General features: G+C 68.3%; 14 protein-coding genes. 5 read left to right on the top strand and 9 right to left on the bottom strand.

Annotated features, from left to right (window positions below):
- Nucleotides 1-13 precede the first annotated feature (13 nt).
- The 3 genes from ABIE08_RS14780 to ABIE08_RS14770 all read left to right on the top strand — a co-directional run bounded on the left by ABIE08_RS14780 (nt 14) and on the right by ABIE08_RS14770 (nt 3,090).
- On the top strand, nt 14-151 hold the full coding sequence (locus tag ABIE08_RS14780) for a hypothetical protein (RefSeq protein ID WP_354552200.1): 138 nt from the start codon (nt 14-16) through the stop codon (nt 149-151).
- Between the two features lie 185 nt (nt 152-336).
- The gene (gene pbpC, locus ABIE08_RS14775) at nt 337-2,406 is read left to right on the top strand and encodes a penicillin-binding protein 1C (protein ID WP_354552198.1); all 2,070 of its coding nucleotides are present in this window, start codon (nt 337-339) and stop codon (nt 2,404-2,406) included.
- 21 nt (nt 2,407-2,427) lie between these two features.
- On the top strand, nt 2,428-3,090 hold the full coding sequence (locus ABIE08_RS14770) for a DUF1345 domain-containing protein (protein ID WP_354552797.1): 663 nt from the start codon (nt 2,428-2,430) through the stop codon (nt 3,088-3,090).
- Here ABIE08_RS14770 and ABIE08_RS14765 read toward each other — a convergent pair.
- Both ABIE08_RS14765 and ABIE08_RS14760 read right to left on the bottom strand, forming a co-directional pair.
- Nucleotides 3,087-3,599 (bottom strand): MgtC/SapB family protein, encoded by a 513-nt coding sequence (locus ABIE08_RS14765; protein WP_354552197.1) that lies wholly within the window; start codon nt 3,597-3,599, stop codon nt 3,087-3,089. The genes ABIE08_RS14770 and ABIE08_RS14765 overlap by 4 nt on opposite strands.
- Before the next feature lie 115 nt (nt 3,600-3,714).
- Nucleotides 3,715-4,104, bottom strand: a complete 390-nt coding sequence (locus ABIE08_RS14760) for a response regulator (protein ID WP_354552195.1) — start codon at nt 4,102-4,104, stop codon at nt 3,715-3,717.
- Between the two features lie 350 nt (nt 4,105-4,454).
- On the opposite strand from ABIE08_RS14760, the gene ABIE08_RS14755 reads away from it, so the two are divergent.
- Complete coding sequence (locus tag ABIE08_RS14755) at nt 4,455-5,192, top strand: polysaccharide deacetylase family protein (protein ID WP_354552193.1); 738 nt, start codon at nt 4,455-4,457, stop codon at nt 5,190-5,192.
- Nucleotides 5,193-5,455: 263 nt separating this feature from the next.
- Here ABIE08_RS14755 and ABIE08_RS14750 read toward each other — a convergent pair whose 3' ends face one another.
- Entirely contained in the window at nt 5,456-6,358 is a 903-nt protein-coding gene (locus tag ABIE08_RS14750; RefSeq protein WP_354552192.1) for an amidohydrolase family protein, read from the bottom strand.
- Between the two features lie 147 nt (nt 6,359-6,505).
- Between ABIE08_RS14750 and ABIE08_RS14745 the strand changes: the two genes are divergently transcribed.
- Nucleotides 6,506-7,351 carry an IclR family transcriptional regulator gene (locus tag ABIE08_RS14745; RefSeq protein WP_354552190.1) on the top strand — a complete coding sequence of 282 codons (846 nt, stop codon included), beginning with the start codon at nt 6,506-6,508 and terminating at the stop codon, nt 7,349-7,351.
- A gap of 202 nt (nt 7,352-7,553) precedes the next feature.
- On the opposite strand, the gene ABIE08_RS14740 is transcribed toward ABIE08_RS14745, so the two are convergent.
- The 6 genes from ABIE08_RS14740 to ABIE08_RS14715 all read right to left on the bottom strand — a co-directional run bounded on the left by ABIE08_RS14740 (nt 7,554) and on the right by ABIE08_RS14715 (nt 22,514).
- A complete protein-coding gene (locus ABIE08_RS14740) occupies nt 7,554-8,513 on the bottom strand; it encodes an ABC transporter permease (protein ID WP_354552188.1) in 960 nt (319 codons plus the stop codon).
- Nucleotides 8,514-9,500 carry an ABC transporter permease gene (locus ABIE08_RS14735; protein ID WP_354552186.1) on the bottom strand — a complete coding sequence of 329 codons (987 nt, stop codon included), beginning with the start codon at nt 9,498-9,500 and terminating at the stop codon, nt 8,514-8,516.
- Nucleotides 9,497-10,237 carry an ATP-binding cassette domain-containing protein gene (locus tag ABIE08_RS14730; protein WP_354552184.1) on the bottom strand — a complete coding sequence of 247 codons (741 nt, stop codon included), beginning with the start codon at nt 10,235-10,237 and terminating at the stop codon, nt 9,497-9,499. The genes ABIE08_RS14735 and ABIE08_RS14730 overlap by 4 nt, the downstream gene beginning before the upstream one ends.
- Complete coding sequence (locus ABIE08_RS14725; protein WP_354552182.1) at nt 10,230-10,967, bottom strand: ATP-binding cassette domain-containing protein; 738 nt, start codon at nt 10,965-10,967, stop codon at nt 10,230-10,232. Before ABIE08_RS14725 ends, ABIE08_RS14730 begins: the two co-directional genes overlap by 8 nt.
- 88 nt (nt 10,968-11,055) lie before the next feature.
- Nucleotides 11,056-12,198: a substrate-binding domain-containing protein gene (locus ABIE08_RS14720; protein WP_354552181.1), complete on the bottom strand. Its 1,143-nt coding sequence runs from the start codon at nt 12,196-12,198 to the stop codon at nt 11,056-11,058.
- A 341-nt stretch (nt 12,199-12,539) separates the two neighbouring features.
- A complete protein-coding gene (locus ABIE08_RS14715) occupies nt 12,540-22,514 on the bottom strand; it encodes a hypothetical protein (RefSeq protein ID WP_354552179.1) in 9,975 nt (3,324 codons plus the stop codon).
- Nucleotides 22,515-22,553: the final 39 nt, after the last annotated feature.

The raw sequence follows: 22,553 nt of genomic DNA, 5'->3' as shown, positions 1-22,553 counted from the left end.
GCGGGCGATGCGCATGACCAAGCTCGCCGTCATCCCGGGCGAAGACCCGGGATCCATGCAGCCGAAGCCTCCGGCTGAATGGGTCCCCGCCTTCGCGGGGCTGACGGAGAGCGTGGGATTTGCGCCGAGCCTCGACAGGCGGCAGCCATGAACGGCAAGCCGGATCCGGATGTGCCGGAAAGCCCTCGCTTGGCTGCGGGAGAGGGTTGGGTGACGGGCTTGCTTGCCTTCGCTCATCCGACGAAGAGAAATAGAAAGACCCTCACCCCTGCCCTCTCCCGCGCGGCGGGAGAGGGGGAAGAGCAGCCTCGGCCGTCCTCCAGATGGCGCCGCCGCTTGGCCATCGCCGGGCTGTCGCTCGGGCTGGTGGCGTTCTTCTCCTGTGCCTGGCTTGGCGGCGTGCTGGCGGAGATCGACAAAACCCTGCCGCCGGTGCCCGATTCGGCCAAGGTCCCGACCTCGCAGATCGTCGTCGACCGCAGCGATACGCTGCTTCGGCCCTACACCATCGCCGAGGGACGCTGGCGGTTGCCGGTGACGCTTGCCGAGGTCGATCCGATGTTCCTCACCATGCTGAAAGGCTATGAGGATCGCCGCTTCGACGAGCACCACGGCGTCGACTGGCGCGCCTTTGCCCGCGCCGCCGGCCAGATCCTGCGCAACGGCCATGTCGTTTCCGGCGGCTCGACGCTGACCATGCAGGTCGCGCGCCTCGTCCAGGGCGGCTCGACCCGCCAGGCCGAGAGCAAGCTCAAGCAGATCGTCCATGCGCGGGCGCTCGAACAGAAACTCGACAAGAGCCAGATCCTGTCGCTCTACCTGGCGCTGGCGCCCTATGGCGGCAATCTCGAAGGCATCCGCGCCGCGACGCTCGCCTATTTCGGCAAGGAGCCGCGCCGGCTGACGATCGCCGAGGCCGCTTTGCTCGTCGCCCTGCCGCAATCGCCCGAAGCGCGGCGGCCGGACCGGGATCCCAAGGCGGCGAAGGCGGCGCGCGACCGCGTGCTCGACCGGCTGGTGACCGCCGGCATCCTGGACGAAGAGACCGCCGCCTCGGCCAAGACCGAGCGCATTCCGGAGGCGCGAAAGCCGTTCCCGATGCTCGCCGCGCATCTGGGCGACCAGGCGCGCAAGCGCCATCCCGCCGATCCCGTGATCAAACTCACCCTCGATGGCCGCCTCCAAGCCAAGCTGGAAACCTTGGCCAGCACGCGGGCCGCCAAGGTGGGCGCCAAGGCCTCGGTCGCCATTCTGGTGGCCGACCAGGTCACCGGCGACATCCTCGCCTCGGTCGGCTCGGCCGGCTTCATGGATGACGGCCGCAACGGCTATGTCGACATGACGGAAGCGGTGCGTTCGCCCGGCTCGACTCTGAAGCCGCTGATCTACGGCCTCGCCTTCGAGCAGGGCCTTGCCCATCCGCAGAGCCTGATCGAGGACAAGCCCTCGGCTTTCGCCGGCTACGCCCCCGTCAATTTCGACGGATTCTATCGCGGCACGGTGACGATCCACGACGCGCTGACGCAATCGCTCAACGTCCCCGCCGTGCAGGTGCTCGACGCGGTGGGGCCGGCGCGGCTGATCGCCCGGCTGAAGCGTGCGGCGGCCAATCCGCGCCTGCCGGACATGTCGGCGGCGGGCCTCGCCGTCGGGCTCGGCGGCGTCGGCATCTCGCTGCGCGATCTCGTCTCGGTCTATGCGGCGATCGCGCGCGGCGGCCGGCCGGTGGCGTTGCATCCCGAGCCGGTACCGATCGTCGTCTCGGCCGATACCGCGCCGGTGCTCGATCCGCTCGCCGCCTGGTATGTCTCCGACATCCTGGCCGACGTGCCGCCGCCCACCATCGGCGCGCGCGGCCGCATCGCCTACAAGACCGGCACCTCCTATGGCTATCGCGACGCCTGGTCGATCGGCTTCGATGGGCGCACGGTGATCGGCGTCTGGGCCGGCCGGGCCGATGGCGCGCCCGTCTCCGGCCTCTCCGGAATCGGCACGGCGGCGCCGGTGCTCTTCGAGGCGTTCGACAAAATGGGCGGCGAGCGCGCGCCGCTGCCGCCCGCCCCGCGCGGCGCGCTGATCGCCTCCAATGGCGAGTTGCCGGCGCCGCTGAAGCGCTTCCGCGGCACGGATACGCTGGCCAACAAGGCGCCCGACACGCCACAGATCGCCTTCCCACCGGATGGCGTCCAGGTCGATCTAGGCATCCGCGCCGGCGATCCGATGCCGCTGATGATCAAGATCCGCAACGGCCAGCCGCCCTTCACCTGGTTCGCCAATGGCGTGCCGATCGCGCAGACGCCGTTTTCGCGGGCCGAAAGCTGGGAGCCGGACGGGCCGGGATTTGTTACCTTGTCGGTGGTCGATTCGGCCGGAAGGTCGGATCGCGTCACGGTATTCGTGGAATAGCCCGCAAGGCGGAGTACGGCGATTTCATACGTTCAGCACCACTGGAAGCAGCATCGGCACTTCTACGAGTCGGTCGTCGTCGCGATCCTGTCCTATTTCATCATCCGGCTGGTCTTTGACGAATTTGCGCTGATCGCCGCCGGCGACGTGTTCTTCATCGTCTACCTGTTCTTCCTGTTCCGGCTGGCCAGGAAGGCCAATCTCGACAAGTTGCGGATGCGGGCGCGAACCGAGGACGAGGGCATCGCCCTGATCATGTGCCTGACGGTCGGCGCCATCGCCTTCTCGTTCTATTCGATCTTCTCGATCCTGAACGGCCCCAACACGACGGCGGCGCATCTCGCCACCGCGATCATCAGCATCCCGCTCGGCTGGGTCGTGTTCAACACGCTGTTCGCGTTCCACTATGCCCGGCTCTATTACGCGCCGGCGGGAACCGACAATGATGCGGACGGCAAGGAAGACGATGCCGGCGGCCTGATCTTCCCGGATACGCCGGAGCCGGTGATCTGGGACTTCTTCTATTTCTCGTTCTGCCTCGGCGCGACGTTCCAGACTTCGGACGTCAATGTGCGGACGACCGGCTTCCGGATGGTGATGATGTTCCATTCGATCGCGTCGTTCGTGTTCAACACGACGCTGCTGGCGCTCGCCATCAATCTCGGCGCCAGCGTCCTGACCTAGGCGGGGCCATCGGGAGCCGGCGGCGGCGGCTCGGCGGCATGGCGCTTCGCCTCCAGGGCCTGCAGGTGATCGAGCCAGCGCCGCTCGATCGGCTTGGCGATGACCAGGATGACGAAGACCAGGACCAGCGCGAGGATCGCGACGGGCCAGTCGCCGAGGCCGCAGGCAACGCCCAGCGCTGCCGCCACCCAGACCGTCGCGGCCGTCGTCACGCCGTGCACGACCTCGTCGCGCTTGCCGCGCCGCAGGATCGCGCCGGCGCCGATGAAGCCGATGCCCGCCAGCACGCCCTGCACGACGCCTTGGAGCATCCGGCTCTGCGCATCGGGATGGCCGACAAACATCTCGATATGGCTGACGCTGACGGTCGCCAGCGCCGCGCCGAGCGACACCAGCGCCAGGGTGCGCATGCCGGCCGGCTTTTCCCGCGCGTCGCGGTCGATGCCGATCAGCAGGCCGCAGAACACCGCCATGCCGAGGCGAAGCGCCGTATCCAGATAGAGATCCATCGGCAGACGCGCCCTCTCCCATGCGAAACGATTGGATGCGCATAGTCGCATATCCGCGCCCTCCTGCCAGCCGCGCGCTGCCGCACCCGGGTGCCTAAATGCGGGAGGCTACCCCTCAATCGGGCGTCACGGCGATGCCCAGGCGGGAGAGAACCTCGATCATCGCGCGCATGCCATAGGGCTTGCCCAGGAAGCTGACGCGTGGGTCGCGGGCGAGCGTCGGGTCGAGGTCGGCGGGATCGCCGCCGCTGGCGATGACGACGGGAACGTCGGCCAACGCCGCGAGAATGTCCTTGGCGAGATCCTCGCCGGAACGATCCGGCAGGCCGACATCGATGATGATGACGCGATAGGGATGGTCGGCCCCGCCCAGGCGAGCCGACGCCTCCGCGGCCGAGCACGCGAGTTCGACGACAAAGCCCAGATCCTCGAGCATCTCCGCGACGGCGGAGCGTACCAGCGGCTCATCCTCGATCAGCAGGATCACCGGTCCGCCCTCAGCCATGGCGATCGCTCCAAAGGGCGGTCGACTCGGCAAGAGGCGCACGGAGCCCTGGGAACGGCGTTCCGACTTGGCTCGCGGCATGGGCAATGGCACTGCGCGACAGATCGATCACGACGCGGCCCTCGCCCCGGGCGGAAAACGATCCTTCGCTTCAAAGCTCCGGGAACGCCAACGTTACCGCGATCCCCCATTTGAGCCTAGCAACGGGGAAATTTAGCTCCGAAGATGGTTAAGGTCGGCGGCATGCGACAAACCCGCATGCATCGGCGGCGCGACGCTTTCGGCCACAAATTGGTCGAAGACAGCGCCTAGCTCCGCGGGGCCGACAATCGGCTGTTCCGGAGTTCCTGATGCCGACGCTCACCATCCGCACCGCCCTGACCGGGCTTGTCCTGTCGCTCCTGATGGGCACGGCGGCGTCCGCCAAGTCGCATGACATCGAGTTGAAGCTGCGCATCGCCGCGCCGCCGCCGGGCCCGCGCGTCGTGGCGCTGACCTTCGATGCCTGCTCCGGCGCGATCGACCAGCGCATCCTGAAGGAACTGGTGGACAACCACATCCCGGCGACGCTGTTCGTCACCCATCGCTGGCTGAAGCGCAACGCCACCGCCATGGCCGTCGTGATGGCGCACCCCGAGCTGTTCCAAGTCGAGAACCATGGCGACCAGCACGTGCCGGCCATCACCGACATTCCGAGCCTCTATGGCGTGAAGACCGCCGGCTCGCTGGAAGCGGTGCAGCGGGAGGTCGATGGCGGCGCCCTGGCCGTCCAGCAGGCAACCGGCAAGCCGCCGCGCTGGTTCCGCGGCGCCACCGCCGTCTACAGCCGCGACGCGCTCGATTCGATCCGCGCCGCCGGCTATTCGATCGCCGGCTTCTCGCTCAATGCCGACATGGGCGCCTCGCTGCCGGCCGCCACCGTCGCCAAGCGCATCGCCGCCGCGAAATCGGGCGACGTCATCATCGCCCACATCAACCAGCCGGGCCATCCGGCTGGCCTCGGCGTGGTCGAGGGCATCCAGCGCCTCGTGGCGGCCGGCACGGTGTTCGTCAAGCTCGACGACGTGCAGACCCAGGCGAGCAACTGAGGACAATACTGTCTCTTCGTGGGCGGAAGAGGCAATCCATCAGCGAGACCGGCCTCCAAGCATCTCCACCAAACTCGCCCATCATCCTGAGGTGCCCGGCAGAGCCGGGCCTCGAAGGAGGGTCCAGCATGCGGCTAAAGCGAAGAAAATGAGCGAGCCCGCTGGACCCTCCTTCGAGGCTTCGCTTACGCCAAGCACCTCAGGATGATGGCAGAGCCGATCAATCGAGAGGCGCAGAGCTAAAGCCACCGGGCACCAGAGGCTCACGCCATCCGATACCAACGCCGCGCGCTGCCTTCGAACAGCGCCGCCTGCTCCTCCGCCGAAAACCCCCGCGTTGCATCCTTGAACACGTCGACCCATTCGGCGAAGCCGATATGCAGGCCGGCGACCGGATGGTCGGTGGCGAACATCGACCTTTCCGGTCCGAAGGCCCCGATGCAGGCATCGATCACCTCGCCCAGGCTCTCGCGGGTCCATTGCGGGTCGTAGGCGACCGGATCGGAGATCTTGATCGCGACGTTCGGCGCCGCCGCCAGCAGACCGAGCCCGTCGCGCCATCGCTTCATGCCTTCCGCGTCGCGGTCGATCGGGCTGGCGCAATGGTTGAGGATGAAGGCGATGTCGGGAAAATCCGCGACGAGCCGGCGCGTGCTTTCGAACTGATGCGGCGTGATCAGCAGGTCGAAGCTGAACCCGTGCTCGCGGAAGCGGGCCAGGTTGGCGCGCCAGCGCGGATCGTCCATGCGGTCATTGTCGGGCATGCGGCGCTTGGCCGGGTCGGGATGCCAGCTCAGGATCTCGCGGATGCCGACGACGCGCCCGTTGGCGGCGTGCGCCTCCAGCAGCCTCTCGGCGCCGGGGTCGAGCAGCGCGGCATGGGCGACATAGCGCGCGGCGATGCCAGGCGAACGCTGCAGCGTATCGAGCCAGCGGCTTTCCCCGGCCGGGTCCGCCGGATCCCAGTTCGCCTCGACATGCACGCTGGCGACGATGTTTTGGGGCGCGGCCAGCGCCTCATAATCGGCGACGAGATGGTTTTGGCGCAGCGGCGCCAGTTCGTCGGCGGAATCGCCGCCCTTCAGCCAGCCATGCTTGCCGAGCCGCAGGTCCCAGAAGTGATGATGGGCGTCGATGATTGGCCCGTTATAGCGTTGCCCCGTCATGTCCCCGTCCCCAAAGGAAAAGGCAGCCCGTCGCGACGCCATTTTCCACATATGATACTTGCGTTTGAAATAGGGGACAGGCTGGCGCGCCCTGTCAAGGCCGGGCTACTGTAGCGCTGGGGAAACGCAATCAGAACGGGACCAGCGATGGCGAAAGAAGCCGTGAAGGCCAAGAAGGCCGAGCCTGCCAAGCAGGCGAGCGCCGCCCTCGCCTACAAGGCGCCGGCCCTGGAGAAGGGGCTCGATATCCTGGAACTGCTGGCTGCTCAGTCGGGCGGGCTGATCCTGTCGCAGATCGCCCATTCGCTGGGCCGCTCGGTGCAGGAAGTATATCGCGTGGTCGTCTCGCTGGAGCGGCGCGGCTATGTCGAGCGCAAGCCGCCGGGCGAGGCTTTCCAGATCTCGATGAAGCTGTTCGACCTCGCCTGCGGCCATCCGCCGATCCGGCGCCTGCGCGAAACGGCCCAGCCGATCCTGCAGAGCCTGGCCGCCGAGGTCGAGGAAGCGATCATCCTGTCGATCCTGGACGGGCTCTCGGTGCGCGTCATCGCGGTCGCCGACAATCCCGCCCCGGTCGGGTTTCGCGTGCGGCTCGGCACGCAGACGAAGATGCTCTCGACCGCTTCTGGGCGCACGCTGATCGCCTTCCAGAACGAGCCGACCCGCGCCATGCTGATCGAGCGCGCCTCGGAAGAACTGCGCGCCCGCGACAGGGACCCGGAACCGTTGATCCGCCGCGTCGAGCAGATCCAGAAGCGCGGCTATGAGGTGGTCGCGGACGAGACGCTGCGCGGCATCACCGACGTCTCCTTCCCGATCTTCGACGCCAGCGGCATCGCCCAGGCGGCGCTCACCATGCCGTTCCTGCTCTGGGTCACCAACCAGGTCCAGCTCGCCGACGCCTCGAAGCATCTCTACGAGGCGGCGGCCGAGCTCTGCCGGCAGATCGGCGGTTACCTGCCGGAGCCGAAATTCCCGATCCGGGGGATATAGCCAGGTGAGGTAGGGGAATCTCTCCAAACCTCACCCTCGCCGTCATCCCGGACTCAGCGCAGCGGAGATCCGGGATCCACGCATCCGGGTTTTCGGGAGGTTCGCACTTCCAAGGTCTCGGCCGCATGGATCCCTGCTTTCGCAGGGATGACGGCGAGGGTGGGTCCTTCCGTCTGCGTTATCCCCCCAACCGAAAGCCCCTTCAGATCGTGGTCCGGACATGGGCGTCGCGGCCGTAGAACGACACCAGCACGACGATGACGACGCCGAGCACGGCCTGCACCAGCGACGGCTGCAAGCCGATGCCGATCAGCAGGGTGTTGATCTCGGTCAGCACCAGCGCGCCGGCGACCGTGCCGAGATAGGAGCCACGCCCGCCTACCAGCGCCGTGCCGCCGATGACGACGGCGGCGATAGTCTGGAACAGATAGGGCTGGCCGACCTCGCCATAGGCGGAGCCCGTGAAGCCGAGCAGCAGAATGCCGGTCACGGCTGCGAAGGCGGCGGAGATCGCGAAGGTCACCGTCCACATCGCCACCGGGTTGATCAGCGCCAGCGGCGCGGCGCGCGGGTTGCTGCCGAGCGCGAACAGGCGGCGGCCATAGGCCGTGCGGGCGAGCGCCACGGTGACGATCGCCGCCAGCGCGATGAAGCATGGCACCAGCCACGGCACGGGCAGGAAGCCGACCGAGCCCCCGATCGAGACGAATTCGGTGATCGATTCCGGCGCCGAGCCGGAGGGGAAGCCGCCGGTCCACAGCAGCACCGAGCCCTGCACGATCGTGCCGATGCCAAGCGTGACGATCAGCGGATGCAGCTTCAGGCTCGAGGAGATAAGCCCGTTCAGCGCGCCGATCCCGCAGGCAAGGCCGATGACGATGGCGCAGACCAGGGCGAAGTTCATGCCTCCGCCATAGAGCTGCGCAGTGACGACATTGGCGAAGCCGATGATGAAGGGGATCGACAGGTCGATGCCGCCGATGATCACCACCAGCGTCTGGCCGATCGAGGCGATCGCCAGCAGCGAGCCGAGCACCAGCATGGCCCGCATCGAGAACTCGCTCGAATAGCCCTCGATCAGGGCGGTGCCGGTGAGGTGGAGCGCGACGGCGACGATCAGCGCGCCGAAGACCCGCGCCTGGTCACTGGTCAGGCGTGCCATCTAGGCTGCTCCCCGCATGCGTCCGAGCCAGCGATCCTGCAAGGCCGTCAGCACGATGGCGATGACGAGGATCGCGCCATAGGCGATCTGCAGGACGAAGGTGGAGAAGTTGAAGAAGGTCAGCGCGCTCTGCAGCAGGAAAATGTCGATCGCGCCGATAGCCGCCCCCAGCAAACCGCCGCGCCCGCCGGCCAGGCTGACGCCACCCAGTGCCACGGCTGAAATGGCGATCAGCGTGTAGGTGGGACCGATCGAAGGATCGGCCGAGCCGATCAGCGCCGTCATCATCAGCCCCGCGACGCCGGCGAACACGCCGGTGATGACATAGGAGAGGAAGCGGACCAGCGTGACCGGGATGCCGGCCGTGTAGGCAGCGCGGTCATCGCTGCCGACCGCCATCAGGTGGTCGTAGTATGGCAGGCGGCGGATACCGATCCAGATCAGGAACACGGCGCCGAGCGGCAGGATCGACAGCGGCCCGCCGAGCGACTTCAGCCAGACGGGCACCGTGCCGGTCGGCGCCGGCAGGATGGTCAGCGTCGTGCCGACGAGAAGCAGATAGGTGCCGAGCGTCGCGACGATCGGCTGGATGCGCAGGATGGTGGCCAGGAAGCCGTTCAGCGCGCCGATGGCAGCGCCGATCAGCACCGCCGCGCCGACGACGATGAAGGGCGAGCTGAGGCCGAGCTTCTGGATCAGCACCAGCACGACGATGGCGTTGACGAAGCCCATGATGGGCCCGACCGAGATGTCGATGCCGCCCCGTCCGCCCAGGATCGCCGGGGCCGAAGCGATGGCCGCGCCGACCAGCGGCGCGGCGAGGCCGATCAGCGTGCCCCAGGCGCCCGGCGCGAAGCGGGCCGGGTTGATGAAGATGTTGATCGCCAGCAGCACGACGAACAGGATCGGCGCGAAGCCGGTCTGGCGCCAGACGGCCTTCAGGGCCGAAGCCTTGCCAGCCGGCGGGGAGATTGCGGATGCCGTCATGCTGCGCGCCCGAACATGGTGGATATGATGCGCTCGGAGGAGCGCTCGGCCCCCGTCAGCGAGGCGGCGAGTTCCTGCTCGCGGAACACGAGGATGCGGTCGCACAGCACCAGCGCCTCCTCGATCTCGGTCGAGAGGATGACCAGCGCCATGCCTTCGGCCGCGAGTTCGCGGAACACGGAATAGAGGACGCGGCGGGTGGCGATGTCGACGCCGCGCGTCGGGTCGTTCAGGAGCAGCACGTCCGGCTTGTGCGCCAGCGCGCGGGCGAGCAGCACCTTCTGCTGGTTGCCGCCTGAAAGCGTGGTGATCATGCGGCCGGGGTCGGGCGCGACGATCGACAGGCGGTCGCGGTAATAGTCGTAGCGCTTGCTCCGCTCGGACAAGCTGATCAGCCCGAGCTTGCGGTCCCGGCCCACCGTCGCGATGGCGAAATTGTCGAGGATCGACATGGAGGGGAAGATGCCGGTGGCGCGGCGGTCGCGCGGCAGATAGGCGATGCCGCTCTGGATCGCCCGGCGGAAGCTGCGTATCACCCGCTCGCCGTCCCGCCCGGTGCCGACATGGCCGACGACCGGCGGGCGCAGCCCGGCCAGCGTCTCTATGAAGGCGTCCTGGCCGTGGCCGTCGAGGCCGGCCAGCCCAACGATCTCGCCGCGGCGGATATCCTGGTCGAACGGAATGCCGCCCGGCTTCAGCGACAGGCCGCGAATGGAGAGCGCGGACGGATCAGCCATGATGCAGCTCCCGCGCGGTGTCCGGCGCCATCAGCGCGAGCAGTTCGTCCGGCACCAGATTGCCTTTCTCCAGCGTCTTCACCACCTGCCCGCTGCGCAGCACGGTCACGCGGTCGGAGAGGCCGGTGACCTCGTCCATGCGGTGGGTGATGAACAGGATGAGACAGCCCTCGGCCGCCAGCCGCCGCATCAGCGCGAATACCGCCTCCCGATCGGCGAAATCGAGCGCGGCGGTGACCTCGTCGAGGATCAGCACGCGCGGCGACCGGGTCAGGGCGCGGGCGAGCACGATCAATTGCTGCGCCGCCAGCGGCACCTCCCCCGCCGGCTCGTCGAGCGGCACGGCGGTCGATGCGAATTCGGACAGGATGCGGCCGGCAAGCGCCCGGCGCTCCCCGCGCGGCACGCGGCGGCGGAACAGGCCGTCATAGCCGAGCAGGATGTTGTCGGCGACGCTGCGGTCCGGCGCGATCAGCACTTCCTGGAACACGGTGGCGAAGCCGGCGGCGCGGAATTCGGCCGGATCGCGGCCGGCGATGGCGCGGCCTGAAAAGGTGATGGTGCCGCGATCGGGCGTGACGATGCCGGAGAGCAGCTTGACCAGCGTGCTCTTGCCCGAACCGTTCTCGCCCAGGATCGTATGGATCGTGCCGGGCGTGAAATCGATGTTCGCGCCGTCCAGCGCGACCGTCTCGCCATAGCGCTTGGAGAGATCGCGGATCTCCAGCATGAAACGTCAGCCCCCGTGCAACGTCGCGGATGGAATCAAAAGACGGGCGACAGCGTGGCTGCCACCCGTCCTGCCTGCAAGCCCGCCCCTACTTGGCGCAGGGGTCCGGCGTCTGCGCGTAGTCGAACAGCTGCGTATGCGCCGGCTTGGCGAAATAGGCATCCATCAGCGCTTCCGGCATCGGATCCTCGGGCGCGACCGGGAAGATCGAGACGGCGTCCTTGGTCATGCAGTCGCGGTGCCACTTGCCGAGTTCGTCCGGCTTCACGGCCGGCACGGGGATCATCAGGATGTTGAGCTTCGGCTGCTGGCCCTCGAGCACGCGCACGCCGACGCGGAACAGGGTCTGCGCCGTCCAGGACGGCATCAGCGCGCCGCCGGTGAAGCGGAACGTATCCTGGTTGTCCTTCCAGAAGCCGAGCGCATCGCCCGAGATCGAGCCGGAGACGACGGGGATCGGCCGGCCGGCCTGCTTGAACGCCTCGGCGACGATGCGCGACTCCGAACCGGAGGTCCAGACGCCGGCGATCGGCTGCGGCGTGGTGGCCAGCACCTGCAGCGTCACGGTCTTGGTGACGTTGGGCGACCAGTTGCCATTGACGTCGCGGACGACTTTGACGTCGGGCGCCTCGGCGAAGGCCTTGTCGGCGCCGGCGCGCTGCTGGGCGACCAGCGGGCTGCCGGCGATGCCCTCGATGCGCAGCACATTGCCCTTGCCGCCGATGCCGTCGATGACGCCCTTGGCGACGTCATAGCCAAACTTCACGAAGTTCGAGTCGACGTTGATGGCATAGGGGCTGGTGACCGCGCCGGAGCCGGTGACAAAGGGAATGCCAGCCTTGAAGGCGGCCTCGATCACCTCATTCAGCGCAGTCGACGAACCGGCAAACGAGGTGATGATGCTGCACTTCTTGTCGATGAAGGCGCGGATCTGCGCGATCTGCTGGCCGGTGTCGCCATTGGAATCCGACATCTCGAAATCGGAAATCCAGCCCTTCTCCTTGTAGAGACCGACCAGACGCTCCAGTTCGTGCGTGACGGAAACACGCCAGGGATTACCCTGATAGGACTCCGAATGGCACCACTTCCAGGGCTGCTTCACGGGGCCGAAATTGTCATAGGCGGAGGGCTGGATCGTCTCCTCGACGCCGAGATAGAGCGCCTGCACTTCCGGCGGCAGCGTCGCGAAGGCCGGCGGCGTTTCCGCCCTGGCAAATCCGGCGACACTCATCATCGCTGCGGCGCAAACCGCCAAGCGCAATCTGGTCCTGCTGGCCCGTGTCATGATCCTGTCTCCCTCCCTCTCGGCCGGGGGCGGACATCCGCTCCCAACGCCCAATTTCAGCTCTTTTCGCAGGTGAGAGCTTTCGTTCATATCAGATAGCAGGCCGCCATCCTGTCAACTGGTATTTGGTGCTGGACAGCACCTGTTTACGCAGCGGGATCAAGCCTGGCGCGGGAGGCCGCCGGCCGCCCGAAGCAAGACGCCCGCCCCCGTGAAAATCACGCGAACGGGCGTCCTGTCGGATCGAGCTTGTCAGCCGCGCCGGAGCGCGGCTGGCTAGGATTTTTCTACCAGCGGACCTGGAAGCCGGCATTGCCGCCATAGGTCTGGACATTGTCAGCGAACTTGCCGTCGAAGGTGGCAAAGAACGAGGTGTCCGGGCCCCAGTTCATCTTGAAGCCGGCATTGACCGCCAGCGCATCCTCCGCCGCCGCGGCGCCCTGCACGACGAACGGATAACCCGGCGCCGAGAGGAAGCTCGGATTGACCGAGCGATCCGGATTGAACTCGTGCACCCATGCCGCACGCGCCCAGGGCTGGATCGTCGTATCGCCGCCAAGCCCGATCACCGTATCGAACTGCATACCGAGCGAGGACGGCAGCGACGTTATGGTGCGGCTGGCATAGTCGAGTCCCAGCACATCGCCATTATGCGAGGTTTCCGAGAAGCCCTGCATCGAAAGCGAGGCGAACTGCAGCCCGGCAAAGCCCGTGACCGCGCCGAGCCCGGCCACCGGCTGGCGCCAGCCGGTCTCGACCTTGGCGCCGAAGCCGCCGCTCAGGAAGTCGCCGTCCCAGCGCTCCGAGAAGCCCGGCACGGGATTGAGCGGCGCATCGGTGCCCGGCACGGTGGCCTGGCGGGTGGTGCTGTTGTCGTAGATGTCGAGCGAGACCGCGCCATTGGCGTAGAGCTGGCCCCACTTCTTCGACGCATAGGCACCGAGATGGCCGCCGACGATGTTGCCGCTCGTCTCGCGATCCGGCACCGAGAACGAACCCGCGCCGCCGCCGAGCGCAAAGCCCATCAGCGTGTCGGGATCGAGCTGGTAGTCGAGGCCGGCCGCCAGGCTGCCGCCCTTGTAGGTCAGGTCGGCGCTGCCGACGACCGTCGGATCGCCGGTGACGTTGCCGGAATTGCCGCCGACCGTCGCCCAGATCTTCCAGCGGCGTTCCTCGGCCTTCGCCAGGGCTTCGAAGGCCGGGTTCTTGTCCGGCTCGGCGGCATAGCCGAGCGGCTTCGGCGCGAAACTCTGGCTCGCCGGGTCGATCCCGATCCCGATGCGCCAGCTATCCGCCTGGCTGGTCATGGCCGCCAGGAAGGTATTGTTCATGTCGAATTCGGGCTGCTGGAAGCCGCTGACGCCCTCGCCCGAGATCGAGTCATAGATCGCGCCGAGCGCATCCAGCGTCGGCACATAGAACAGCGCCGCCGCGATCTGCGTGAATTTCGGCGACGTCAGATCCGTCTGGATCGCATTGATCGCCGAGCCGACCGCGGTCTGGTTTTCCGTCAGGCCGCCGCGGGCGTAGTTGATGTCGACATTAAGGACGACATCCTGCGGATCAAGCGGATAGAGCAGCTTGTACTGCGCCACCGCGCTCTGGATGGCGTCGATGGCGAGGCCCTCGTCCGTGACGCCTTCCTCGGTGTGAATGATGACGTAGTCGGTGCTGCCGGTGCGGGCCGCACCCGGGTTCATAACGTTGATGGCGACAAAACCGTCAACCTTGGCCGTGCCGCTGACATCGATCCGGTCCGTCGTATCGGCCAGGTCGAGGTCGAGCAGATAGGCGCCCTTATCGGCCTGTTCGAAATTGCCGGTCAGGGTCGTGGTCATCACCCGGTCCCAGTCGCCGGGATTGATGTAACCTTCGTTGAGGTACTTGCCGGTCGTGCCGAGATCGACGGTGTCACCCATGTAGTGGATGGCCTCGAAGCGGTTGTTGAAGGCGTTCTGGCCTTCGCCGAGCGCGACGGAGCCGATGGCGATGGACTGGTTTTCGAAGGTGTCGTCGCCGCCGGTGGCGCGCATGGCATAGCCGTCGATCCCGTCGATCGAGGCGACAACGCCCTTGTTCGTCAGCTTGTTGGTCTTGCCGTCCTTGAATCCGACGCCGGCGCCCATTTCGGAGCCTCCAACGACTTCGACCTTGTCGTCGATGGTGACGTCGATGTCGCCATTGCCGCTGCCGCCGACGCTCTGGGCCAGAATGCCAAAGGAATTCTTGCCCGTGACCGCGACATCGACCGTCTGGGTCAGCTTCACAGTCTCGCCATAGCCTGTCCCGCCGACCGAGCCCATGAAGCCCGCCGGCATCGCAAACAGGCCGAAGGTCTGGGCGCTGGCGCCGGAGAACCGGTCGAGCCCGAGATAATTGCCGTCGAAGCCGCCGACACCGCCGCCGCCGCCGACCGACTGGGCGAAGACGCCGACCGAGTTGTCGCCGGAGATCAGGATCTTGGCGTCGCCGGTGATCGTCACCTTGCCGCCATTGCCGGTGCCGCCATTCTGGGTGGCCTCGACAATGCCGTCCGTGCCCGCCGTGACAACGCCGCCACCACCGCCGACCGACTGCGCGAAGATGCCGACCGAGCCGTCGCCGGTGAGGCCGATGGTGCCGGTGCTGGTGACGGTCACGTCGCCGCCCTTGCCGGTCACGCCATCGCCGCCGATGACGGCCGCATCGCCAAGCGCGACCGCCGTGGCCGCGCCACCCCTGCCGCCGCCGCCACCGACCGACTGGGCGAAGATCGCGACGGAGTTGTCGCCCTCGATCAGCATGTTGCCGTCATTGATGACCTTGACGATGCCGCCATCGCCGCCGGCCCCGCCCGAACCGCCGATCGCCACGGCGATCGAAGGCGTCGCGCCGCGACTGGTCAGGTAGGTAATGCCGCCCGTACCGCCGCCGCCGCCGACCGATTGCGCCATGATGCCCGTCGAGCCGTAGCCCTTGGTGTGGATCAGGCCGGTCAGTTCGTTGGTAACGGTGACGTCGCCGCCCTTGCCGCTGGCGCCACCGGCGCCGCCGATGGTGAAGTCGAAGCCCGAACCGTCGGTCAGGGCCGTGCCGCCCGTCATCGCGCCATTACCGCCGCCGCCGCCGATCGACTGGGCGAAGATCGCCACCGCCGCGTCGCCTGTCGTGGTGATGCCGCCGGCATTGGTGACCTTGACGATGCCGCCATCGCCGCCGCCGGCGCCACCGACGCCGAGCGAGCCCGAGGTCAGGCTGGACGCGAAGCCGCCGCCGGCATTGCCGCCGCCGCCGCCGACCGACTGAGCGAAGATGCCATGCGAGCCATAGCCCTCGACCAGGATGTTGCCCTGGCGCAGCGTGGTCGTGCCACTCTGGACGATCTGGTTTTCGACCGTGACGTCGCCGCCGTTACCGGTCGACGCCGTATCGCCGCCGACCGTGATCAGGCCGTAGGTGCGGCCGCCGGAGCCGCCGCCGCCGCCGATCGACTGCGCATTGATGCCATCGGCGCCATCGCCGAGCGTGTGCAAGGTGTTGGAGTTGATGACCTTGACGACGCCGCCATTGCCGGACGAGCCGCCTGCGCCGCCCACCAGCACCAGCGCCGGAACGCTGTCGGTGAACTTGCCGGAATTCTTGCCGCCGCCGGAGCCGCCGCCACCGCCGACCGACTGGGCGAAGATGGCATGGGAGTCGAGGCCGGCCGTCTGGATCATCGCCGCGTTGGTCACGTCGACCTCGCCGCCGACGCCGCTGGAGCCGCCCGAGCCGCCGACACCGACGATGGTGAGGCCAACCGAGCCGCCCGCGCCGCCACCGCCGCCGACCGACTGGGCGAAGATGCCCGCGGAATCGTCGGCATGGGTGAGGATTCCGCCATAATTGTCGACCGTGACGGTGCCGCCGAAGCCGGCCGCCTCGCCGGTACCGCCAATGGCGAGCAGCGCGCCCGCGCCGCCGCCGGAACCGCCGCCGCCGCCGACCGACTGCGCGAAGATGCCGTTCGAACGACCGGTGTCCGCGTCGGGATTGGTGCGGATGCCCTGGTTATTGAGGACGACGCCGCCGAAGGTCTCGATCAGGGCGATATTGGCCTGCGACAGGTCCTCCTTGCCGTTGGTAACCGTGACCGCGCCGCCATTGCCGCTGGCGCCGCCGCTGCCGCCGAGCGCGATCGTGCCGAGCATGCCGGCATTGCCGTCGCCGCCATCGCCGCCGCCGCCGCCGATCGACTGCGCATGGATCGCGTTCGAGGTCTGGCCCTCGGTGGTGATGTGACCGGTATTGGTGACGATCACGACGCCGCCGTTTCCGCCCTCCCCACCCGTTCCGCCGATGCCAATGGCAGCGGAGCGCTTGAAGCTGCCCGTGCTGAGCGGCTTCAGGAAAGTGAGCGGGTCGATCGGCACGAACGGGATCGACACCAGGCCGCCAAGGCCGACATAGGCGTCGCCACCCGTACCACCGCCGCCGCCGACCGACTGGGCGAAGATGCCCATCGACTTGTCGCCATGGGTGGTGATGAAGTCGAGATTGGCGACGTCGACCATGCCGCCGAGATTGCCCTTGCCGCCCTCGCCGCCGACCGTCGCCTGAAGGTTCCAGTTCGGCGACTTCTTGACCTCGTCGCAATCCGCCGGGGGCTTGCAGGAAGGTCCAAGCTGCAGGGAGATCGAGTTGGAGCGGCCGCCAGTGCCGCCGCCGCCGCCGATCGACTGCGCGACAATGCCGGACGAGCCGACGCCCGAGGTCTGGATACCGCCATCCTGGGTGATCTTGACCTTGCCGCCGAGATTTCCGTCGCCGCCGAGGCCGCCGACCGCGACGCTGACATTGACCTGCGTGCCCTTGGTGTTGCCGCCAAGTCCGAGCACGCCGGTGACCGCGTTGCCGCCGGAACCGCCGCCGCCACCGATGGACTGCGCGAAGATGCCGAAGGCCCCGTCGCCCGTCGTCGTCAGCAGGCCGTCATTGTCGATCGTCACCGGACCGCCAATGCCGCTATCGCCGCCGAAGCCACCGACCGCGACGCCGGCATTGACGTTGCTGCCCTCCTGGCCGAGCACGCCGATCGTCGCCGCGACCGCCAGGCCGCCATTGCCGCCGCCGCCGCCGATCGACTGCGCCTGGATGGCGTGCGCCTCGACGCCGCTGGTGGTGATCGAACCGCTGCTGTCGACGATGACGATGCCGCCGCCGCTGCCTTCGCCACCGAAGCCGCCCAGCGAGGCGGACAGGCTCTTGGCATTCGGGCCGCCGATCGTACCGGCGATCGACATGCCGCCATTGCCGCCACCGCCGCCAACCGACTGCGCGAACAGGCCGACCGACTGGTCGCCTTCGGTGATGATGGCGCCGTCGCGGATCACCGTGACGTCCCCGCCCTTGCCGCCGCCGCCGCCGAAACCGCCGACGGAGACGCCGACCTGACGGCCTTCCTCGCCGCCCGAAATACTCGCCGAAACGCTGAGGCCGCCATTGCCGCCGCCGCCACCGACCGACTGGGCCAGCACGCCATAGGCCTTCTTGCCCTTGGTCTGGATGATGCCGGTCGAATCCACCGTCACCGCTTCGCCGTCGCCGGCCGCGCCGCCGAGGCCGCCGAGCGATGCGGAGATCGCCGTCTTGGCGCCGTCCTCGGCCTTGCCGAGCGTGCCCTGGATGGCCGCGACGAAGGAGAAGCCGCCATTGCCGCCGCCACCGCCGACCGATTGCGCCAGGATGCCGTTGGAGCCGTCGCCTTCGGTCAGGATGTTGTCGACCGAGGTCACATTGACGGTCGAGCCATTGCCGCCGCCGTCGCCGAAGCCGCCGATCGAGACGGCGACCGCCGTCTTGGCGTTCTGGCCGGTAACCGAGATCGCGCCGGAGAAGCCGCCATTGCCGCCGCCACCGCCGACCGACTGGGCGAAGATGCCGTTGGAATCGCCGCCTTCGGTGTGAATCGTCGCGGCATTGCCGTCGAGCGTGGCGCCGAGATTGCTGTTGACCACGACCGCACCGGCATTCTGCCCGGCGCCGCCGAAACCGCCGACGCTGACGCTGGCGCCGCCCGAACCGTCCACGGTCAGGTTACCGGCGACCGAGAAGCCGCCATTGCCGCCGCCGCCCGCGACCGACTGCGCCAGGATGCCGTTGGCGATCTCGCCCTTCGTCGAGATCGTGCCGGCATTGTTGACCGTGACGAGGCCCGACGTCCCGCCAGCGCCGCCACCGCCGCCGAGCGAGACGGAAACGCTGCCCTTCTTGCCAGAACCGCTGGCCGCGAGGCTGAAGCCGCCATTGCCGCCGCCGCCGCCGACCGACTGGGCGAGGATACCGTTCGAGCCGTTGCCGAGCGTAAGGATGTCGCCCGTGCTGCCGACGGTGACCGCCTCGCCCGCCCCGCCAAGACCGCCGGAGCCGCCGAGGCTCACGCCCGCGGCGCCGCCATCGGTCGAGATGGCGAGCACGCCGGCGAGACCGCCATTGCCGCCGCCGCCACCGACCGACTGGGCCAGGATGGCGGATGAATTGTCGAAGCCGGTGCGGATGTCGCCCGTGCTGGTGACGGTGACGACGTCGGCCTTGCCGCCGCCCTTGCCGCTGCCACCCAGCGCGACGCTGACGCCAAGCGATTTGCCGCCGCTGACGGCGGCCGAGAAGCCGCCATTGCCGCCGCCGCCGCCGACCGACTGCGCCACGATGCCGGACGCGCCGGTGCCGCCGCCGGCGATCAGGGTGCCGGTCTCAAAATCATAGCCGGTGGTGATGTTGCCGGTCGAGACGACCGTCACGACGCCGCCCGCGCCGCCCTTGTCGGCATTGCCGCCGAGGCCGACCGCGATGCCGGCGTCCTGGCCGAGCGCCAGCGTGACGTTGGAACCGCCATTGCCGCCGCCGCCGCCGACCGACTGCGCGAAGATGCCGATCGACTGGTCGCCGCCGGTGGTCACGTTGCCCGTAGAGGTAAGCTCGACCAGCTTGCCGGCGCCGCCGCCGCCGCCCGAACCGCCGAGACCGACACCGACGCTGCCGCCCTGGAGCGCGATCGAGCCGGCACCGGAGAAGCCGCCATTGCCGCCGCCGCCACCAATCGACTGGGCGAAGATGCCGATCGACTGGTCACCGCGGGTTTCAATGTCGCCGGTCGAGTGGAGCGTGACGATACCGCCATCCTGGCCCGCTCCGCCGCTGCCGCCAATGGCAACCGTGGCGGCGAGCGCGCCGGAGGTGAAGGCGCCCGAGACCGAGAAGCCGCCATTGCCGCCGCCGCCGCCGACCGACTGCGCGAAAATGCCGTTTGCCTGCTGGCCGTTGGTGGCGATGTTGCCGTAATTCGTGACGTCGACATCCTTGCCGATGCCGCCCGTGGCGCCGCTGCCGCCGAGTGAAACCGCGGCCGCACCGCCGGCGCCGCCATAGGAGCCGGAGGCGCTCAGCGCGACCGAGAAGCCGCCATTGCCGCCGCCGCCGCCGATCGACTGCGCCACGATGCCGGACGAGCCGTCGCCGAAGGTCAGGATGTTGTTCTGTGTGACGACCGAGTTGAGCTTCTTGCCATTGTTGACCGTGACCTTGCCGGCATCGCCGCCGCCGCCGCCCGTACCGCCCAGGCTGACGCCGACGCCAACTAGGCCGCCGGCCGCGAGCGTGCCGGAGAACCCGCCATTGCCACCGCCGCCGCCGATGCTTTCCGCCAGGATGCCGACGGCATTGTCGCCCTCGGTGACGAGGTTCCAGTTGCGCCCGTCCGTCGTATTGATGAAGTGACCGGCGCCATCGGCGTTCACGGTGACATCGCCGCCCGAACTGCCGGTTCCTCCCGAACCGCCAAGCGCGACGCTGACCGCGCCGGCGCCGAGCGCCGCGCTGATTGCGAATCCGCCATTGCCGCCACCGCCACCAATCGACTGCGCCAGAAGGCCAGTTGAATTGGCGCCCTTGGTCCAGATCGAGCCGGAACTGTCGACGGTGACGGTGCCGCCAAGGCCGCCGCTGGCGCCGCGGCCACCGATATTGACGGCAATGCCGATACCTCCGAGTGCGCCGCCGACCGAATAGCCGCCATTGCCGCCGCCGCCACCGATCGATTGCGCGAAAATGCCCTGGGCGTTGTTGCCCTTGGTCACGATGTCGCTGAGGCTGGAGACGTTGACGATGGTGGCATCGCCACCCGCGCCACCGGTGCCGCCGATGCCGATCGCCGCCGCGAAGCCGGCGCCCACGGCATCCACGGCGACCGCGATGGCTGCGCCGCCATTGCCGCCGCCGCCGCCGACCGATTGCGCAAAGATGCCCCGCGAGCCGTCACCATAGGTCGTCAGCGAGCCGGCCGTCTCGACCGTGACAGCGCCACCCTTGCCGCCCTTGGCGCCATCACCACCCATGGAAAGCGCCAGCGCGCCGACCGTGCCGGATACGGCGAAGCCGCCATTGCCGCCACCGCCACCGATCGACTGCGCGAACACGGCGTCGGATTGCGCGCCATGCGTGATGATCGAGTAGCGATTGTCCTGCGTGTCGCGCAGAACCTGCACGGCGCCGGCATCGCCGCCGCCCGCGCCCTTGCCGCCCAGTGCAACGCTGAAGCCCAGCCCGCCCGAATAGGCGCCGCCGCCATTGCCGCCGCCGCCACCAACCGACTGAGCGAAAATACCGGCCGAGTTGAGGGATTCGGAACCGTTGATTCCCGTCTCGATATTGCCGCCATTGATCACCGTGACCAGACCGCCCGCGCCGCCGGCACCGCCGGATCCGCCGGCCGAGAACAGGCCACCGGCCGTGCCGCCATTGCCGCCGCCACCGCCGACCGACTGGGCGAAAATGCCGGCCGAGGCCTTGCCGTTCGTCTTGATCGTGCCTGTCGCCGTGTTGGTGACCTGGACGATACCGCCATTGGTGGTGGAACTGCCGGAGCCGCCAAGCGACACGAGGCCGCCGCTGGAGCCGCCATTGCCGCCGCCGCCGCCGATCGACTGAGCCAGGATACCGTTCGAGGATTCGCCCTTCGTGACGATGGCGCCCGAATTGGTGACGCCGACCGCGATTTCGTCGGCAAGGCCCGTGGCATAGCCATAGCCACCGAGGCTGCCGCTGCCGCCGGACGCGAACAGGCCGAAATTGGAACCGCCATCGCCGCCGCCGCCGCCGATCGACTGAGCGAGGATGCCCTGGGAATTGTTGCTATTCGTCGTGATCGAGCCGCCATTCACGACAAACACGACACCGCCATTGCCGCCATTGCCGCCATCGCCACCCGACGACGCAAACAGGCCGAAGCCGCCGGCGCTGCCGCCGCCGCCGCCGCCGATCGACTGCGCCACGATGCCGTGGGAATAGATTCCGGACGTCGTGATCGAGGTGCCGGCGCTGGTCGTGACATTGGCGTTGCCGCCGCTGCCGGCCGCGCTGCCGCCACCGGGATTGAAGACCAGACCGCCGCCGCCGCCACCGTTGCCGCCGCCGCCGCCCTGGCTGACCGCCGCGATGCCGACCGAATAATCGCCGGTCGTGACGACGCTGCCGCCCGTGAAATTGACCGTCGCGACGCCGCCGCTGCCGCCGAGGCCGCCATCGCCGGCGTCACCGGAAATGCCATAGGCGCCGCCGCCATTGCCACCGCTGCCCGCCATGCTGGTCGCGACGATGCCGGCCGCGTGCTCCGCGCTGGTCGAGACTTTGCCGCTCGCATTGACCGTGGCGTTGCCGCCATCCGCGCCGTCGCCGCCATCGCCGCCGTCGGAGAAGACATAGCCATTGCTGCCATTGCCGCCGCGGCTGCCATTCGACTGGGCGACGACGCCCGGCTGGCCGCTCGTATTGCCGCCGACCACGCCGTTGGAAGCGTTCGCACCCGGCAGGTAGTTCACGACAAGGGTCGGGCCGGAGTTTCCGGTCGGGCCGCTCGCCGCCTTCACGGGCGGGGCGATGCAGTTCGCGCCGGCGCAGGTCTCGGCCTTGGCGGGATCTTCGCCGCTGGCGGGGACGGCCGGCGTGATCGTGCAATCGGCCTCCGCGCCCTCGGCCGGAGCGGCGCAGGTGTAGTGTTCGACGGCAGCCGGATCACTGGGGGTGGATCCGGTGCCGGTCAGCGAGACCTGCGAAAGGTTCGACGTCAGAGCGTTGACGTTCAGCGTCAGCACGCTCGGCGCCGTATAGACGGCCGAGCCACTATTGGCGTCGCCGGTGCAGTTCATCACATTGCCGGTCGCGCCGACACAGGCGGCCTCGGCCGGAGCGCTTCCCGCCGCGATCGACAACGCCGCCAGGAATCCTGAAACCAGCAGGGCGGCAAGCATCGGCTGAATGGGCCTGATCCGACGGCGGCCTCCGACAAC

It is taken from the genome of Kaistia defluvii, assembly GCF_040548815.1.
In the GTDB taxonomy this organism is placed as follows: domain Bacteria; phylum Pseudomonadota; class Alphaproteobacteria; order Rhizobiales; family Kaistiaceae; genus Kaistia; species Kaistia defluvii_A.
Note: the sequence above shows the minus strand (reverse complement) of the source record. Positions and strands in the feature narration are given on the sequence as shown.

Coding starts and splice junctions, on each gene's coding strand:
- ABIE08_RS14780 (WP_354552200.1), top strand. CDS start 14: ATGACCAAGCTCGCCGTCATCCCGGGCGAAGACCCGGGATCCATGCAG.
- ABIE08_RS14765 (WP_354552197.1), bottom strand. CDS start 3,599: ATGGATCTCTATCTGGATACGGCGCTTCGCCTCGGCATGGCGGTGTTC.
- ABIE08_RS14760 (WP_354552195.1), bottom strand. CDS start 4,104: ATGGCTGAGGGCGGACCGGTGATCCTGCTGATCGAGGATGAGCCGCTG.
- ABIE08_RS14755 (WP_354552193.1), top strand. CDS start 4,455: ATGCCGACGCTCACCATCCGCACCGCCCTGACCGGGCTTGTCCTGTCG.
- ABIE08_RS14750 (WP_354552192.1), bottom strand. CDS start 6,358: ATGACGGGGCAACGCTATAACGGGCCAATCATCGACGCCCATCATCAC.
- ABIE08_RS14745 (WP_354552190.1), top strand. CDS start 6,506: ATGGCGAAAGAAGCCGTGAAGGCCAAGAAGGCCGAGCCTGCCAAGCAG.
- ABIE08_RS14740 (WP_354552188.1), bottom strand. CDS start 8,513: ATGGCACGCCTGACCAGTGACCAGGCGCGGGTCTTCGGCGCGCTGATC.
- ABIE08_RS14735 (WP_354552186.1), bottom strand. CDS start 9,500: ATGACGGCATCCGCAATCTCCCCGCCGGCTGGCAAGGCTTCGGCCCTG.
- ABIE08_RS14730 (WP_354552184.1), bottom strand. CDS start 10,237: ATGGCTGATCCGTCCGCGCTCTCCATTCGCGGCCTGTCGCTGAAGCCG.
- ABIE08_RS14725 (WP_354552182.1), bottom strand. CDS start 10,967: ATGCTGGAGATCCGCGATCTCTCCAAGCGCTATGGCGAGACGGTCGCG.
- ABIE08_RS14720 (WP_354552181.1), bottom strand. CDS start 12,198: ATGAGTGTCGCCGGATTTGCCAGGGCGGAAACGCCGCCGGCCTTCGCG.
- ABIE08_RS14715 (WP_354552179.1), bottom strand. CDS start 22,514: ATGCTTGCCGCCCTGCTGGTTTCAGGATTCCTGGCGGCGTTGTCGATC.